Genomic DNA, 15,472 nt, shown 5'->3' on the forward strand with positions numbered 1-15,472 from the left:
TGCAGGTAACAGGAGGAAGTCCCCATGATTCGGTCCATATTCACCGGCGTGAGCGGGATGCGGAACCATCAAGCCCGCATGGACGTGATCGGTAACAACATCGCCAACGTCAACACATCCGGCTTCAAGTACAGTCGCGTCGCCTTCGCCGACAAGGTCTCGCAACTCATCAGCCCCTCGACGGCGCCTGGCGGTTCGATCGACCGCGGGGGCGTGAACCTCAAGCAGGTGGGCCTCGGCATGTCGGTGGCGACGGTGGACACCGTCAACACGCAGGGCACGATCCAGACGACGGGCAAGGTGACGGACCTGGCCTTGCAGGGCAACGGCTATTTCGTCATGCAGGATGGCCCACAGCGCTACTATACGCGCAACGGCGGGTTCGATTTCGACCGCAACGGCAACCTGGTGGCGCCGGGGAGTGGTCTGAAGGTCATGGGCTACCAGTCGGTCGAACGCAAGGACCAGGCGGGTGAGCCTTACCGGGAGATTGACCAGGCCGCGCCGATCCGGGAGGTCAAGGTGCCCAGCGGTTCCTTCATTCCGCCGCGCAAGACCACCGAGGTGGTGTTCAGCGGGAACCTCGATCAGCGCATCACGACCACGGCTCCGGTCAATGCCAACGACCCGCCGAACTACTTCGAGACCAGCACCGACGTGTTCGATTCGCTCGGCACCTCGCATGTGGTCACCTTCCGTTTCACCCACACGGCGGCTGGCGAGTGGACCTGGAACGTCATCAACAATGACCCGACCTATGTCGACCCGGCCTCTGGTAACCCTCGTGCGCCCTTGATGAAGCCGGCCACTGCGCCCAATCCCAGCGACAACAAGCTGGTCTTCGGGGCCAACGGCTTGCTGGTGGACCGTCCGCCGCCGTCGGCGACGCCCGGCATCCGTTACGACGCGGGCAGTGTCGAGATCGGCTGGAAGCTTCCGAGCGGCGACATCGCCAGCACCACGATCATTCCCAACTTCGGTTCTGAGGGCAAACCTGAGGGCGTGACCCAATTCGCGACGGCGTCCACCGCTGTGTCCACCGACCAGAACGGCTTTCCGCGCGGCGACCTGACGGGCATCACGATCGACAAGAGCGGGCTGGTCAGTGGTGTCTATTCCAACGGTCGGCAGCAGTTGCTGGCCCAGATGGCGATCGCCACCTTCGCCAACCCCGGCGGCTTGCAGAAGGAAGGTGACAACATCTTCATCAAATCCAACAACAGCGGCGACGCGGTGGTGCGTCCGCCCGGCCTGGGCGATGCCGGCACGCTGATTTCCGGTGCATTGGAGAATTCCAACGTCGACCTGGCCGAGCAGTTCGCCGACATGATCACCACGCAACGCGGATTTCAGGCCTCTTCGCGGGTGATCACCACCAGTGACGAGGTCCTGCAAGAACTGCTCAATCTGAAGCGCTGATCCAGGTGGGGGCGCGTCGCACCAGCGCGCGCCCCCCCGCCACCCAGATGACGGAATGCCTTGGCCGTGAGGCTTTCAGGCTGCTCGTCGGAAGTTCGGGGGTGAGCCGTGTTCATCCGCGGCATCGATTTTTCCAGACACAGCGTCGTGGTGGGGAGCCAGGCCGAGCAACCCACCCCGACCACGACCAACCCCAACACCCTGCAGAACAATCAGGTCGTCGAGGCGCGCGTGATCGCCGCCGCCGGCGGCGAGGCGACGCTGGACATTGCGGGCGAGCGAGTCGTGGCGGAAGCCCACACGGCATTGAATGTCGGCGACAAGCTGTTCGTGCGGGTCGAGATGCTGAAAGACGGCATGATCCGGCTGGCCATCCAGGCCAGCGCGCCGCAGGACGGCCACACGCCCAAGCTCCCCGAGGCAGCCATCGACACGTTTCTGCGGGAAGCCGGCTTGCCGGTCGACGACCGCAGTCGCCTGGTGGCACGGATCCTGATTGCCCGCGATGGCTCCCTCGACCGCGCCTCGGCCCTGCGCCTGCTGGCCGCGCTGAGGCCATTTGAACAGGCTGGGCCCAGAGAAACGGCCGCCGCGGCGCTGTTGCAGCGAGCCGGGGTGGCCCTGACGCCACCGACCATCGCCCTGCTGGCCGCCCGCGAAATGCCGGAGGCTCCGCCCAGGCTCGGCGCCATCTTGAGGGACCTGCTGCCGGCCGTGGCGGCCCGTGCGGCTGCACCGCGTGCCCCGGAGGCCGAGGCGGCGCGTGCCTTGCTGGTGTTGCTGCGTGGCTCGGCCCCCAGTGCCCCGGTGTCCGAGTTTCGGAAAAATTTCGAAGCCTGGATCAAGGCCCTCGTTCCTCAGGTCTACCCGTTCCGCGCCGGGGACGGCGGCAAGGCCGAGCCCGCCCGTCCGGAGGTGAGGCCGGCGGCTGCCGGTGCGGCGGCAACCGCTTCCGACGCGGTCGCGGAACCAAGCGTCTCAGAGGTCGAACGGCCACCAGCGGCGCCGGTGCGGGTACCCGCATCACAGTCCGGGGCGCCGGTACCGACGCATACTGAGACCAGAGCGGGCGGGCCCGCGCCCCGTGTTCCAGACCTCGCCAGCTTGCTTGAAGGCCTGGCCCGTGCGCTGGGCCCAGAGCACAAGGGGCTCAAGCAACGGCTGAACGAGGCCGTTGCGGAAGTTCGTTACATCCAGCTCATGCACACTGCCGCGCCCACGCCCTCTCAGCCCGAGCAACCGCTCGCCTTGCCTTTGTGGCTGCCTCAACTGGGGGGGCAGCAGGGCGAATCGGAATTGCAGGTGCACGCCAGGGCACAGGAGAACGCGCGCCCCGAGCCCTCGGACGTGAGCCGTCTGGTCTTCGTGCTGGACACCGAGCACCTGGGCACGGTGCAAGCGGACCTGGCGCTGTCCGACGGGGTCCTCAACCTGTCCCTCGGCCTGGCGGACCAGGCCGACCGTTTGTTCGTCGAGCAGCAGCTGGAGGAGTTCAAGGCGGCGATCGCCCGATTGGGCCTTTCGCCCGGCCGGGTCGGCACGCGCCTGGCTCGCTCCCTCCCGCCTGGCAGCCCGCGGGTGGCTGGCCTGGGGGATGTGTTGCAGTTCGACCGGAAGGTGTGACCATGGCTCCGTCCGATGACGCGACAGACGCCAAAATTCGCGCCGTGGCCCTGCGTTACGAGCACGGCATCGACGAGGCCCCCACCGTCGTGGCCCGCGGCGAAGGCCTGATAGCCGACCGGATCGTGGCGTTGGCGCGCGAGGCCGGGGTGCCGGTCGAGTCCAATCCTGAGCTGGCAGAAGCCCTCTCCCTGGTTGAAATCGGCACGGCCATCCCGGAAGACCTCTATCCGGTGGTGGCGGAACTCTTGGTTTTCATCACACGCGTCAATGCGCGGCGTGCCGCCGCAAAGGGAGGAATGCCGTGATCAACTTGACCCGCCTGACCGGGGCACCGTTCATTCTCAACTCGGATCTCATCAGCACCATCGAGGCCACGCCCGACACGGTGTTGAGCCTGACGACCGACCACAAGCTGGTCGTCAAGGAAAGTCCGGATGAGGTTGTGGCCCGGATTGTCGCCTACAAGCGTTCCATTTATCTGAATGGCCCGGAGGCCATCGCCAATCGTTAGCCAATGCGGGCGGCTGGTTCGCTCGTTGAACAAGGGGTTGAACGTCCATGGAAATTTCGACCGCACTGGGGTTGCTCGTCGGCTTCGGATCGATGCTGGTGGCCCACATCTGGGAAAACGGCTGGGACGTGATGGCCGTGTTGAGCTTGCTCAATCCATCCGCGGCCCTGATCGTGCTGGGCGGCACCCTAGGCTGCGCCTTGCTGGGTTTCCCGATGCACGAGTTGAAGAATCTGCCCACCTGTATGGGGATGTCCTTCAAGAAAAACGGCTTTGAAGAGACGGATATCGTCAACAAACTGGTTCGGTTTGCAGAAAAGGCTCGCCGCGAGGGCCTGCTGTCGCTGGAATCCGAGGTGCAGGCGGCCGGTGACCCCTTCCTCCAGAAAGGCATCCAGCTGGTGGCAGACGGTCTTGACCAGGACACCATCAAGGAAATGTTGGAGACCGAATTGGACTTCCTGGCGTCTCGTCACGCCGTTCCGGCCGCCATTCTGGACGGTCTGGGAGGCTTCGCCCCGACCATGGGCATCATCGGTACCGTGATGGGCCTGATCTCGTTGCTGGGCAACCTGGGTGGCTCGATTGAACAGATGGGCGCCGGGATTGCGGTCGCCTTCACGGCCACGCTCTACGGCGTGTGGACGGCCAACCTGCTCTGGCTGCCGATGGCGCAGAAGCTCAAACGCCGCAGTGAAGAAGAGATGCACGTGCGTGAGATTATGATCGCTGGTATCATCGCCATTCAGGCGGGTGACAATCCGCAGATTGTCGAGGAGAAGCTGAAGAGCTACCTGTCCCCCTCGCACCGCAAGCACATCGGCAAAGACAAGCATTGAGGAGCGCCTCCCCGGTCCATGAGCAGAAAGAAAAAGCACGGAGGACATGCCAACCACGAACGCTGGTTGCTCACTTACGCCGACCTCATCACGCTGCTGATGGCCTTTTTCGTGATCCTCTACGCGCTGTCGGTGACGGAACATCGGAAGGTGTCCGAACTTCAAAACGCCCTGCGCAATGCCTTTCATATCACCTCAGGGGCGGGTGAAGCGCCTATCAATGGCTCACCCAACGTGTTGGTCGGGGGCGCTACCCCGATGGACTTCGCGCTCATCGAGATGCAAAAACAAATTGAAAAGGCCTCCCGTGAAGAGGGGGCGCGTGGCGAGGACGGGGAACTCGCCATTTCAACCAAAATGACCGAGCGAGGGTTGGTCGTATCACTCGCGAGTAGCGCCTTCTTTGACGCCGGCGACGCCTATCTCAAGCCGGAAGCGGTACGTATCATGCACCGCGTGGCGGGTTTGCTGAAGCAGAGCAAGCGCAACATCCTGGTCGAGGGCCACACCGATAACACGCCCATCCGCACGCGGCAGTACCCGAGCAACTGGGAACTCTCCACCGCCCGCGCGACCAGCGTGGTGCGCTACTTCGTCGAGGCCCATCGAATCCCGCCGAACTGGTTATCAGCAGCGGGTTACGGGGAATACAAACCGATAGTCTCCAATGACAGCCCCGCGAATCGCGCCAAGAATCGCCGCGTCGACATCGTCATCCTGAAGACCGATTTCAAAGGCCAGCGCCCCGCGGGCCAGCTGTAGTTATGTTGCAGGTGTGAGGCACCCCACTGACTGGCGCCGCTTCCCGGGCGACGATGGGAGGGCGCTGGGCGTTTGACGAGGCCGGAATGCGATGGCAGAAAACCTGAAAAAAGACGGAAAAGACGAGAAGAAGAAGGGCGGGATGTCTCCCGACCTGAAGTGGATCGCGTTGGGCTTGGGATTCGCGCTGACCACGGTGGGGGCGACCTTTCTTGGCGTCCACTTTTATGTCTCGCGCTTCATGCTGGCAAAGTCCCAGATGGACGCCCAGGCCGTGGCCGCGATGCACAAGCACAAAGCGCGCATGCCCGGTCCGACCGTGCCGATCCTGACCTCTCAGATCGTCAATCTGAAGGGCGGACGCTTTCTGAAGTTCTCGGTGAGCTTCCAGTTCCTCGCCGACGAGGCGCTGTGGCCGACGGGGGGCGGCGGCAGCCACGGCGCCAAGGCCGTCAACCCGCTGGAGAAGTTTGAGGCGTTCTTCAAGGACACGGCCATCGAGACGATTGCGGGTTACTCCGCCGAGGAACTCAAAACCGATGCCGGTCGCATCGGGCTACGCAAGAAGCTCAAGGACAACATCAATCAGGGCTTGAAGCGGATGTATCCGCCGCCGCCCGACCCCCACGCGGCGCCCCATACCCCTCCCGAACCGGAAAAGAAACCGGCCGCGGAGGAAGAACCGCCTGCCGAGGAGGCCGGTGGGGGTGGTGGCGACGCTGCGGCTGATCCGCACGCGCCGAAGCCATTGCCGGAAGTCATGAACGTGTTCTTCACGGAGTTCGTCGTCTCTTAATCGACGAAGCCTGAACTCCCTCCGCGACGCTCTCCCCTCGCTGGAACCTGCGGCCCCCATGGCAGAAATTCTCTCGCAAAATGAGATCGATGCCCTTCTGTCGGCTTTGTCGACGGGAGAACTCACGGCCGAGAAGATGAACGAGGAGACGGGCGCGCGCGAGCGAAACGTCCGGGCCTACGACTTCAAGCGGCAGAACAAGTTTTCCAAGGAACACATTCGCACCCTGTCGATGATGCACGAGAACTTCGCGCGCATCCTCAGCACGGTGCTGTCGGCCCATCTGCGCATGGTGGTGCAGATCGAGGTGGCGTCGGTCGAGCAGCTGACCTACGACGAGTTCATTCGCTCGGTGCCGTCTCCTACCATTGTCAACATCTTCTCCATCGCCCCGCTGGTGGGAAACTGCATCTTCGAGATCAACCTCGATATCGCCTCGGCCATCATCGACCGGATGCTGGGGGGGCCGGGCAAGGTCAGTCGCATGCGACGCGACCTCACGGAGATCGAGCGGGCGCTGGTGGGCACCATCTTGCTGCGCGCCCTGGAAGCGTTCAAGGAAGCCTGGAGCACCGTGGTGAAGGTGCAGCCCAAACAGGAGTCCATGGAGACCAACCCCCGCTTCATCCAGATTGTGCCACCGACCGACGTGGTGGTGCTGATCACCTTCGAAGCCAAATTCGGCGAGTCCGCCGGACCGCTCTCCATCTGTATTCCTTACGTGGTGCTTGAACCGGTCATCAACATGATCAGTTCGCAAATGATGTTCACGCTCGCCAAGCAGCAACAGAGCCCCGAGCATGCGCGTGACATTCGACAGAAGGTTGAACAGGCGAAAATCCCGTTTCAGGTGTTGCTGGGCACCGCTGACCTGACGGTGGGCGATATTCTCAAGGTGGGGGTAGGCGACGTGGTGCCGCTCAATTCATACGTGGATGACGATCTGCCTGTCCTGGTGGCGGACAAGCTGAAATTCAAAGGGCGCCCTGGCCTGATTCGCAACAAGATGGCCGTGCAACTGACCCGCGTGATTGCCGACAGAGAACTGGATGACGAATGACTGAAAGCACCAACCCGACCCCGCTGGGCCCGCTGGAAGAGGCCGAACGGGCCTCCTTCTCGGATCTCAGCAATTACGCGCTCGGGGCAAGCGCGTCGACGATGTCCATGCTGCTGAACAAGACGGTTCAGTTTGCCGTGGCGGAGGTGCGTGCCGGCGCCTGGGAGTCCGTCGTCCAGGAACACGGCGAACCCATGTTGCTGGTCTCGCTCGATTTCCAGATCGGGCGTTCCTTCCCCCACCTGTTCTTGCTGAAACCGACTGACGCGGCCATCCTCTGCGACCTGATGATGGGAGGCGATGGCACGACCCCTCCCGCGGAGCTGGGAGATGAACACCTCTCGGCCGTGGGCGAGGCCTTCAACCAGGGATTGGGCAATGCCGCCAATACCTTGAGCACCTTGATGCTTCGTCGCGTCGGCATTTCGGCCCCGCGCATTGCCGTTGAGATGCCAGCGATGTTTGCCGCTGCCGCCACGCTCTTTCCGGACGGCGCCCTGACCTTGGTGCGGCATCAGTTCAAGATCGAAAACCTGCTCGACAGCGAGCTGCTCGAGCTGGTGCCGGACCAGGCCGCTCGTGAGATGGTCCAGATTCTCCAGCTGGCTGCCGACGACCCCGAGGCGGCCAAAGCAGCGGCCGAACGGGATGAGGCCGCCGCTGCAGGCGTGGCAGAAGCCACCGTGCCTCAAGCCTTTGCGGACGATCTGGCCGCCTCCGCGGTGTCGGGGGGCATGGCCGCAGGGCTCGCCGATCTGCCTGGCGGGCTTCCGCCGGGGGGCTTGCCGCCAGGGCTGTCGGACCTGCCTGGGGGGCTCGCGCCTGCCGGCTTGACGGCGGCCGCACCCGGGGCGCTGGAACTGGCCATGGCGGCGGGGGCCTTTCCCCAGCAGGACGCGGTGGCCGTCAAGCAGGCTCAGTTTGCGCCTCTCACGCGCCAGCCAAGCGGCGAGGGCATCAGCGGCCTCGACCTGATTCTCGACGTGGCGCTCAAGGTCACGGTTGAACTGGGCCGTACGCGCCTGCCCATTCGGGACATCCTCGACCTCGGCAAGGGCTCGGTCGTCGAACTTGACAAGCTGGCTGGAGAACCGGTAGACATGCTAGTGAACGGCAAGTTGATCGCCAAGGGCGAGGTCGTCGTGATCGACGAGAGCTTTGGCATTCGTCTCACCGAAATCGTGAGCCCGCAGGAACGCTTCAACCATCTCAAGTTGTAGCGGCGGCGCGGGTGAGCTTCCCTCAGAGAGTGCTCCGCCCGCCCCCATGAAAATTCTCATCGCCGATGATGCCGCCTTCATGCGGATGATGATCAAGGACATCCTGTTCAAACATGGCTTCGAGGTCTGTGCGGAGGCTGCCACGGGACTGGAGGCGGTCCAGCGCTTTCGTGAGCAAGAGCCGGACCTGGTGTTGATGGACATCACCATGCCGGAGATGGACGGCATCACGGCCTTGAAGGCGATCCGCCGCACCCATCCCGCGGCCAGCGTGATCATGTGCAGCGCCATGGGGCAGCAAAACATGGTGATCGAAGCCATTCGAGAGGGCGCACGCGATTTCGTGGTGAAGCCCTTTGAGGCGATCCGGGTGGTCGACGCGGTGCGCAAGATCTTGCCGCAATCGCAGGCGTCGCAGTCTGAACCTGCGCCCGCTGAAACCCCCGCGAACGACGCGGTGGCGGAAGAGACTGCTTCCTGACCTCCCCACGTCCGTGTATCCGTCACAAGTTTCTCAGGGCGGATTTGTTATGTTGATGAGCGTTATGTCGCTCATCAGCCCGGTGGACCCAGGCTTGGCCCGCGTCAAACCGGCCACGGGAGGGTAAGCGGCACCCGGCCCCCTTTGTCGAACGTGTCGTGCTGAGTCGTCTGCGAACGCTTCTTGTCAGCTTGCTGCTCCCCCTGCTGTGGGGAGCGTTGGGGGCTGCCTCTCCGGTCTGTGCCCAGACGCCCGCGGACGGGGGCGAAGGCTGGAAGGTCATGGCCCCGGTGGAATTGCAGCAGGCGGCCGAGGCCGGCCTGAAGCAAGCGCCACTGCCTCCGAGCGGCCTGGCGCCTCCCCCGGGCGCGGCTCCGCCGGCGGAGCCGCCTGCTCCGATGAACCCGCCCCCCGCCGCCGTCGCGCCGGCCGTTACCCCGCCCGTGGCCAAGGCCAAACCCGCGGGGCCTGCTTACATGCAGGAGGACCAGCCCTTCAAGCTGAGGGATTACGAGGAGCCCAAGTTGAATGCCGATGCCCCGTGGTGGGATCGCACCGGTGGGATGCTACTGAAACTCGCGCTGGTGGTGGGAATGTTGCTGGCTGCCCTGTTTGCGTTGCGCAAGCTTACTGCCGGCGGCGGCCCCCTGGGCCTGTCGCTCGCCAAGGGGCGCAACCTGGTGGTGCTGGAAACCACCACCCTCGGCCCCGGGCAGGCGATGCATCTGGTGAGTGTCGGGGGCGACCGCTTGCTGGTCGTGGGGGCCTCGCCCCAGGGGCTGACCACGCTGGCGTGCATCGATGAGCCGGGACAGGTCCAGCTGTTGCTGGCTGCCAGTCGGGGGCAGAGCACGGGGTTCAACCAGGTCTATGATCTGGAAAGCGTGGTGCAAGGCCAGGGGGGCGACATGTTCCGCGGGGCCCTCAGTGACTTGAATCGCCGGGGCGGGTGGGACTGATGTGGCGCTGGGCCGCAGCGGCCGTGGCCGCCACCTTGTTGTTTGCGATGGGGGCGCCGGCGCTGGCGGCACCCGTGCCGGTGCCCAACGTCAACATCGGCTTGAGTGGCTCGGAATCGCCTCAAGACATTTCCGTGACCTTGCAGGTCCTGGCCATGCTCACGATCCTGAGCCTGGCGCCCGCCATCCTGGTGTTGATGACGGCGTTCACGCGCATCGTGATCGTGTTGTCGTTCGTGCGTCAGGCGATCGGGACGCAGGTGATGCCCCCCAACCAGGTGGTCATCGGGCTGGCGCTGTTTCTGACCTTTTTCGTGATGGCGCCCGTGGCCAATGACATCTACACCAACGCGTGGAAGCCGCTGTCGGACAAGGCCATTTCCCAGGATGTCGCGTTTGCGCGGGCTGAGGCGCCGATCCGGCAGTTCATGTTCCGTCAGACCCGGGAAAAAGACCTGGCCCTGTTCGTGAAGATGGCCAACATCAAGCGTCCCAAGCTGGCGAAGGAAGTGCCCACGTACGTGCTCATCCCTGCCTTCGTGACCAGCGAACTCAAGACCGCTTTTCAGATCGGTTTCGTGATCTATCTGCCGTTTCTGGTCATCGATATGGTCGTGGCCAGCATCTTGATGTCGATGGGCATGATGATGCTCCCCCCAGTGGTGATCTCCTTGCCCTTCAAGATCATCCTGTTCGTGCTGGTGGACGGCTGGCATCTGCTCAGCCGTGCCCTGGTCACGAGCTTCATGTGATCGGGAGGCGCGCGTCATGACACAGGCCATCGTGCTGGAACTGACCCAGCGGGGACTCTGGATCCTGCTGCAACTGGCCATGCCCACCCTGGTGTTGAGCCTGATCATCGGTCTGGCGGTGTCGGTCTTCCAGGCCGTCACGCAGATCAACGAGATGACCCTGACCTTCATTCCCAAGATCGTCACGGTGTTTGCGGCGCTGGCTTTTTTCGGGCCCTGGATGCTCAACGTGACGATCGACTACACCACCTCCCTGCTCGTGAACCTGCCCACCTACGCGCGCTGAAGGACCTCATTCGATGAACCTCGCCGCGTGGATGCAGATGCCCCCTCAAGGACTGGCCGTGTTTTTGTTGGTGCTGGTCCGGGCCTCTGCGATCTTCCTGGTGGCTCCGGTGCTGGGCAATGCCAATGTTCCGCCGCGCGTGAAGATTGGCCTGGCGGCCTTGCTTGCGCTGATGCTCTCGCCCCTGGTCGCCCAGGTTCCCATTCGTGGAGACACCGAGTCCATCTGGGGCATCCTGCCGCTGGTCCTGTCGGAAATGATGCTGGGCCTGTTGATTGGCTTCCTGTGCCAGCTTTTCTTCGTGGCCGTTCAGTTTGCCGGGCAACTGGTCGGCTTGCAAATGGGCTTCAGCATGGCCAGTGTTTTCGACCCGACAGCGGGCGGTCAGATTTCCGTGGTGGCCCAGTTCTATCTGCTCTTGGGGGTGCTGATTTTTCTGTTGCTGGATGGCCATCACTGGCTGTTGATCGCCTTGCAGAAAAGCTTCCAATCGGTTCCCTTGGGCTCTTTCCTGTTCGATGAGCAGGCCTTGTCGGTGTTACTCAAGTCGGCCAGCGATCTGTTCTGGATTTCCATGATGATTTCAGCCCCGGTGCTGGGGGTGCTGGCCTTGGGGGAAGTGGCGATGGCCATCGTGGCGCGCATTCTGCCCCAGATGAACATCTTCGTGGCCTCGTTCCCCGTGAAGATCGTCCTCGGCATCATGACCATGGCGCTCTCGTTCCCCTTGATTGCCGGCTACCTGGCCACGGAAACCGAGCGGACCTTTGGCGGGATTTTGAAGTTTTTGGCGCCCTAGAAGGGAGGTGATGGCGAACCGTGGCTGAATCCGGGGGGCAAGAACGCACCGAAAAGCCCACTCCACGAAGGCTGCAGGAGGCGCGCAAGAAGGGCAACATTGCCCGCAGCATGGACGTGAACACAGCGGTGGTGCTGCTGGCGGCCATCACGGGGATTCGCCTGCAGTTCGACGATATGGGCACGCGCCTGCTCGATCTGGCACGGGAAGCCTTCTCGGTCTTTCCGAGGGACGACATGACGGTGGGGATGTTGCACCGGGTGTTCGTCACGCTGGGCTGGGAATTCTTCCTGATCGTGGGACCGTGCCTGCTCATGCTCATGGGAGCCGGTCTCGTGGCCAATTACCTTCAGGTGGGCGTCATCTTCACGACCGAGCCGTTGCGGCCGTCGCTCGAGAAAATCAATCCGATTGCCGGGTTCAAGCGGATCCTCTCGCTTCGCTCGGTGGTGGAGGTTCTCAAGGCGATCGTGAAGATGATCGTGGTTGCCATCATCGCTTACAGGACGATCGAGGACCGCTACGACCAGCTGGTCGCCACGGTCCTGATGGACCGCGAGGGCGTGGCCTGGTTGTACGGGGACCTGGCCTGGACGATCGGCTGGCGGGCCGTTCTGGCGCTGGTTTTCTTTGCCGCCCTGGACTTCTTCTACCAGCGCTGGGAGTACGAACGTGGCCTGCGCATGACCAAGCAAGAAATCAAGGACGAGGCCAAGCAGAGTGAAGGTGATCCGATCGTGCGGGGCCGGATCCGCCGTGCGCAGCGAGAGGCAGCGCGGCGTCGGATGATGGCCGATGTGCCCTCCGCGACCGTGGTCGTGACCAACCCGACCCACGTGGCGGTCGCGCTGAAGTATGACCGTGACAGTATGGTGGCGCCGGTGGTGGTGGCGAAGGGGCTCGACCTGATCGCGCAACGCATCAAGACCATCGCCGCCGAAGCGGGTGTTCCGATGATTGAAAATGTCCCACTGGCCCGTGAACTGTACCGACGACTCGAGATTCAAGACGAGATTCCAGAAGATCTCTACGCCGCAGTGGCCGAAATTCTGGTGATGGTGCAGAAGCTCAATTCCCGTGGGCACGCCCTGCCGACGGCAGGCAGTGGCCTGCAGATGCCGGCGGATCTGTTCGAAACGACGGCTCAGGGACGTTGAGGCCCCGCGAGGTGGCGAGGTGACTGTAATTGTAGGCCAGCGGCGGCGTTCAGCCCGTGCCCTCGCTGGGCGTGAAGCGCGGAATCGAGACTTCGCCCACCTCCGCGTGAAACCGGCTGGCGAAGGCCGTCTCGAATCGCGTGACCGCGAAATCGAGCACCTTCAATTTGCCCAGCAGTTCGGCTTCCAGGCGCCGCCACTCCCGTTCGGTCGCCTCTTCCGCCGGGACGGGTTCAAGTTCGGGCCGGGGCGGCAGGGTCAGGCGAGAGGGGATGCGGGTAGTCAGCTTTTCGGCGTCACGCCCCAGAGCCTCTGCGGAGAAGCGGACCTGGTCTTGCGAGGCTGCGCCCGGCGCGGGGGCCTCCGGCTCCTCTTCCTCCTGATTTTCGCCGTCCTTCTGGCCGCGGCCGAAATAAAAGCCTCCCTGGCCCCCGCCCGAAGAATTGAACAGGGTCCCGCTGATTTTCAGGTCCATCTCTGCTATGTCCTCTGTGTGGGCAGCAGGGGCTCCAGCGCCGGGCGCGGGCGGCTTCGACAGAACGGAACGAGCAGATGAGACGTCTCAGGGGCGGCCATGATTTGCGCTGATTGTCGCGAGCCCATTCAGGGACGCTACCTTCGCGTCGGGCGCCTGACCTTTCATCCCGAACATTTTCGCTGTCGCCATTGTCGCGCGGTCATCATCGGTCAGTATCACGCTCACGAGGGGACGTTTCTGGACCCGACCTGCTTTGCGGCCCATTACGCCCCGCGCTGTGAGATCTGTACCCAGCCCGTGCTCGATCGCTACGTGGAACACCGTGGCAAGCCGGTGCATGTCGCCTGTTACGGCAAGCATCTTGCCCAGCACTGTGTGGTGTGTCGCCGAGCGATCGTCGGGACGTGGGTCAAGGACCACTGGGGTCACGTCTATCACGCGGAGCACACACGGGAATACGCCACCTGCCAGTATTGCAGCCGGCTCTGCCACGATGCGATCGGCGGCGGAGGCGTGCGCTATCCCGATGGGCGCGCGATCTGTCGCCAGTGTCATCGCACGGCCGTGCAGCGCGAGGGCGACGTTCAACGCGTGGTCGAGGGGATGAAGGGCCGCATGGCTGGCTGGGGCATCGATCTGCGTGACGTGGCGGTTCCCGTCGGGATGGTGGATCGCCATCGCCTGGGCCAGTTGCTCGGGCGCAGTCACGCGGGCATCAAGAGCGTCAGTGGGGTGGCCCAGATGCACTGGGAGCGTCATGGACGTGAAACACGTCATCGCAGGGCCTCGATCTTCCTGCTTCACGGACTTCCGCTGCACTGGCTCGAGGCCACGGCCGCGCACGAGTTGATGCACGTGTGGAACTTTCACCGCTGTCCACCCCACAGCTTTGAACTGGAGGAGGGAGCCTGCAACTACATGAGCTACCGTGTTCATCTGGAGAAAAATGACGCCCTCGCGCAATACCATATCGAAGCCCTCATGCGGGACCCGCATCCCGCTTACGGTCAGGGCTTTCGACGGGTCAAGCGGCTGGTCGACAGCAAGGGCTTCGACACCCTGCTCACGGTCTTGCAGCGCAGTCGCGACTTTCCCTGGTTTTGAGCGCGACGCCCGGCGGCTGGACTTTGCTCACAGTTTGCGTGGGGGGGGCCGTGTTATGTTCCTCTCGGGCAGGCCTGGAAAAGGCCTGGAAGCCCCGTGCTGATTGAACGCTGAAGGGTACACCTCCACCATGGCCGCGAACATCAACCCGGCACAACCTGTCGGGCTTGCCCAGTTCCTGAGGTCCGGCGACTTCGTGCTCGCCGTCGCGATGGTGCTGGTGGTGGGCATGATGGTGGTGCCACTGCCATCGCCGCTGCTCGACCTGCTGCTGGTCACCAACATCACCCTGGCGCTGACCATGCTCATGGTCAGCCTGTACGTGCAGCGTCCCCTCGAATTCAGCACGTTTCCGTCCTTATTGCTGATCCTGACGCTTTTCCGCCTGGCTTTGAACGTGGCCACCACCCGTCTCGTGCTGCTGAACGCCGAGGCCGGTCGCGTGATCGAGGCCTTCGGCACCTTCGTGGTGGGGGGCAACTATGCGGTGGGCGTGGTCATCTTCATCATTCTGATCGTGATCCAGTTCATCGTGGTGACGAGCGGCGCGGGGCGCATTTCCGAAGTCGCCGCCCGCTTCACCTTGGACGCCATGCCCGGCAAGCAGATGGCCGTCGACGCCGACCTCAACGCCGGCATCATCGACGAAGCCGAAGCCAAGAAGCGCCGTTCCGACATCGCCCGCGAATCCGATTTCTTCGGAGCCATGGACGGTGCCTCCAAGTTCGTGCGGGGCGATGCCGTGGCCGGCATCGTGATCACGCTGGTGAACATCGTGGGCGGGTTCGTGGTGGGCATGCTGATGCTCGACATGGACGCCCTCACGAGTCTGGAGACCTTCACCCACCTCACCATCGGTGACGGCCTGGTGGGACAGATCCCGTCGCTCATGATCTCGACGGCAGCAGGCATCATCGTGACACGGGCGGCCTCGAAAGCCAACCTGGGCGAAGAAATCACGGGCCAGCTCACCCAGTCGCCTTCGGCCTTGTATGTGTCGGCGGTGGTCATGGGCGGGTTGGCGCTGGTGCCGGGGCTGCCGCACCTGCCCTTCTTCCTGCTGGCAGTGGGAACGGCAGCGGTGGCCTACGGCAAGACCCGGGCGCAGCAGCAAGAAAAGCTGGAGGCCGAGACCCCCAAGCCCCAGGCGGCCCGTGCTCCTGAGGAGGACCGCATCGAGAACTACCTGGCCATCGACCAGATGGAACTCGAGATCGGCTACG

At 63.5% G+C, this 15,472-nt stretch carries 17 protein-coding genes and 1 pseudogene; 17 read left to right on the forward strand and 1 reads right to left on the reverse strand.

Annotated elements, in window-relative coordinates:
* Window positions 1-24: 24 nt before the first annotated feature.
* From VKP62_13070 to flhB, 15 genes and pseudogenes are all read left to right on the forward strand, one after another.
* The gene (locus tag VKP62_13070; GenBank protein MEB3198125.1) at window positions 25-1,419 is read left to right on the forward strand and encodes a flagellar hook protein FlgE; all 1,395 of its coding nucleotides are present in this window, start codon (window positions 25-27) and stop codon (window positions 1,417-1,419) included.
* A gap of 108 nt (window positions 1,420-1,527) precedes the next feature.
* Window positions 1,528-3,042 carry a flagellar hook-length control protein FliK gene (locus tag VKP62_13075; GenBank protein MEB3198126.1) on the forward strand — a complete coding sequence of 505 codons (1,515 nt, stop codon included), beginning with the start codon at window positions 1,528-1,530 and terminating at the stop codon, window positions 3,040-3,042.
* Between the two features lie 2 nt (window positions 3,043-3,044).
* Window positions 3,045-3,350 carry an EscU/YscU/HrcU family type III secretion system export apparatus switch protein gene (locus tag VKP62_13080; GenBank protein ID MEB3198127.1) on the forward strand — a complete coding sequence of 102 codons (306 nt, stop codon included), beginning with the start codon at window positions 3,045-3,047 and terminating at the stop codon, window positions 3,348-3,350.
* On the forward strand, window positions 3,347-3,556 hold the full coding sequence (locus tag VKP62_13085; protein ID MEB3198128.1) for a flagellar FlbD family protein: 210 nt from the start codon (window positions 3,347-3,349) through the stop codon (window positions 3,554-3,556). Before VKP62_13080 ends, VKP62_13085 begins: the two co-directional genes overlap by 4 nt.
* A gap of 47 nt (window positions 3,557-3,603) precedes the next feature.
* A complete protein-coding gene (locus VKP62_13090; protein MEB3198129.1) occupies window positions 3,604-4,395 on the forward strand; it encodes a motility protein A in 792 nt (263 codons plus the stop codon).
* A gap of 18 nt (window positions 4,396-4,413) precedes the next feature.
* Window positions 4,414-5,157, forward strand: coding sequence for an OmpA family protein (locus VKP62_13095; GenBank protein MEB3198130.1), 744 nt, complete (start codon window positions 4,414-4,416; stop codon window positions 5,155-5,157).
* A gap of 91 nt (window positions 5,158-5,248) precedes the next feature.
* Entirely contained in the window at window positions 5,249-5,953 is a 705-nt protein-coding gene (locus VKP62_13100; GenBank protein ID MEB3198131.1) for a flagellar basal body-associated FliL family protein, read from the forward strand.
* Between the two features lie 58 nt (window positions 5,954-6,011).
* Window positions 6,012-7,013 (forward strand): flagellar motor switch protein FliM, encoded by a 1,002-nt coding sequence (gene fliM, locus VKP62_13105; GenBank protein MEB3198132.1) that lies wholly within the window; start codon window positions 6,012-6,014, stop codon window positions 7,011-7,013.
* Window positions 7,010-8,233 carry a flagellar motor switch phosphatase FliY gene (gene fliY, locus VKP62_13110; GenBank protein ID MEB3198133.1) on the forward strand — a complete coding sequence of 408 codons (1,224 nt, stop codon included), beginning with the start codon at window positions 7,010-7,012 and terminating at the stop codon, window positions 8,231-8,233. Before fliM ends, fliY begins: the two co-directional genes overlap by 4 nt.
* Window positions 8,234-8,279: 46 nt before the next feature.
* Window positions 8,280-8,630: pseudogene (locus VKP62_13115) on the forward strand (response regulator).
* A gap of 242 nt (window positions 8,631-8,872) precedes the next feature.
* The gene (locus VKP62_13120) at window positions 8,873-9,673 is read left to right on the forward strand and encodes a flagellar biosynthetic protein FliO (protein MEB3198134.1); all 801 of its coding nucleotides are present in this window, start codon (window positions 8,873-8,875) and stop codon (window positions 9,671-9,673) included.
* 47 nt (window positions 9,674-9,720) lie between these two features.
* Window positions 9,721-10,425: a flagellar type III secretion system pore protein FliP gene (fliP, locus tag VKP62_13125; protein ID MEB3198135.1), complete on the forward strand. Its 705-nt coding sequence runs from the start codon at window positions 9,721-9,723 to the stop codon at window positions 10,423-10,425.
* Between the two features lie 16 nt (window positions 10,426-10,441).
* Window positions 10,442-10,711, forward strand: a complete 270-nt coding sequence (fliQ, locus tag VKP62_13130; GenBank protein ID MEB3198136.1) for a flagellar biosynthesis protein FliQ — start codon at window positions 10,442-10,444, stop codon at window positions 10,709-10,711.
* 13 nt (window positions 10,712-10,724) lie between these two features.
* On the forward strand, window positions 10,725-11,510 hold the full coding sequence (fliR, locus tag VKP62_13135) for a flagellar biosynthetic protein FliR (protein ID MEB3198137.1): 786 nt from the start codon (window positions 10,725-10,727) through the stop codon (window positions 11,508-11,510).
* Window positions 11,511-11,530: 20 nt separating this feature from the next.
* On the forward strand, window positions 11,531-12,667 hold the full coding sequence (gene flhB / locus VKP62_13140) for a flagellar biosynthesis protein FlhB (protein MEB3198138.1): 1,137 nt from the start codon (window positions 11,531-11,533) through the stop codon (window positions 12,665-12,667).
* A 49-nt stretch (window positions 12,668-12,716) separates the two neighbouring features.
* On the opposite strand, the gene VKP62_13145 is transcribed toward flhB, so the two are convergent.
* Window positions 12,717-13,142: a hypothetical protein gene (locus VKP62_13145; protein MEB3198139.1), complete on the reverse strand. Its 426-nt coding sequence runs from the start codon at window positions 13,140-13,142 to the stop codon at window positions 12,717-12,719.
* A 99-nt stretch (window positions 13,143-13,241) separates the two neighbouring features.
* On the opposite strand from VKP62_13145, the gene VKP62_13150 reads away from it, so the two are divergent.
* Both VKP62_13150 and VKP62_13155 read left to right on the forward strand, forming a co-directional pair.
* Window positions 13,242-14,249 carry an LIM domain-containing protein gene (locus tag VKP62_13150; GenBank protein MEB3198140.1) on the forward strand — a complete coding sequence of 336 codons (1,008 nt, stop codon included), beginning with the start codon at window positions 13,242-13,244 and terminating at the stop codon, window positions 14,247-14,249.
* A 103-nt stretch (window positions 14,250-14,352) separates the two neighbouring features.
* Window positions 14,353-15,472, forward strand: a 1,120-nt coding sequence (locus VKP62_13155) for a flagellar biosynthesis protein FlhA (protein MEB3198141.1), incomplete at its 3' end; no start/stop codon positions are given.

This window comes from Candidatus Sericytochromatia bacterium (assembly GCA_035285325.1).
GTDB lineage: Bacteria > Cyanobacteriota > Sericytochromatia > S15B-MN24 > JAQBPE01 > JAYKJB01.

Excerpts from the sequence above, each read along its gene's own strand:
- fliP (MEB3198135.1), top strand. The coding sequence starts at position 9,721 with ATGGGGGCGCCGGCGCTGGCGGCACCCGTGCCGGTGCCCAACGTCAAC.
- VKP62_13095 (MEB3198130.1), top strand. The coding sequence starts at position 4,414 with ATGAGCAGAAAGAAAAAGCACGGAGGACATGCCAACCACGAACGCTGG.
- VKP62_13070 (MEB3198125.1), top strand. The coding sequence starts at position 25 with ATGATTCGGTCCATATTCACCGGCGTGAGCGGGATGCGGAACCATCAA.
- fliQ (MEB3198136.1), top strand. The coding sequence starts at position 10,442 with ATGACACAGGCCATCGTGCTGGAACTGACCCAGCGGGGACTCTGGATC.
- fliR (MEB3198137.1), top strand. The coding sequence starts at position 10,725 with ATGAACCTCGCCGCGTGGATGCAGATGCCCCCTCAAGGACTGGCCGTG.
- VKP62_13080 (MEB3198127.1), top strand. The coding sequence starts at position 3,045 with ATGGCTCCGTCCGATGACGCGACAGACGCCAAAATTCGCGCCGTGGCC.
- VKP62_13145 (MEB3198139.1), bottom strand. The coding sequence starts at position 13,142 with ATGGACCTGAAAATCAGCGGGACCCTGTTCAATTCTTCGGGCGGGGGC.
- VKP62_13100 (MEB3198131.1), top strand. The coding sequence starts at position 5,249 with ATGGCAGAAAACCTGAAAAAAGACGGAAAAGACGAGAAGAAGAAGGGC.
- fliY (MEB3198133.1), top strand. The coding sequence starts at position 7,010 with ATGACTGAAAGCACCAACCCGACCCCGCTGGGCCCGCTGGAAGAGGCC.
- VKP62_13090 (MEB3198129.1), top strand. The coding sequence starts at position 3,604 with ATGGAAATTTCGACCGCACTGGGGTTGCTCGTCGGCTTCGGATCGATG.
- fliM (MEB3198132.1), top strand. The coding sequence starts at position 6,012 with ATGGCAGAAATTCTCTCGCAAAATGAGATCGATGCCCTTCTGTCGGCT.
- VKP62_13150 (MEB3198140.1), top strand. The coding sequence starts at position 13,242 with ATGATTTGCGCTGATTGTCGCGAGCCCATTCAGGGACGCTACCTTCGC.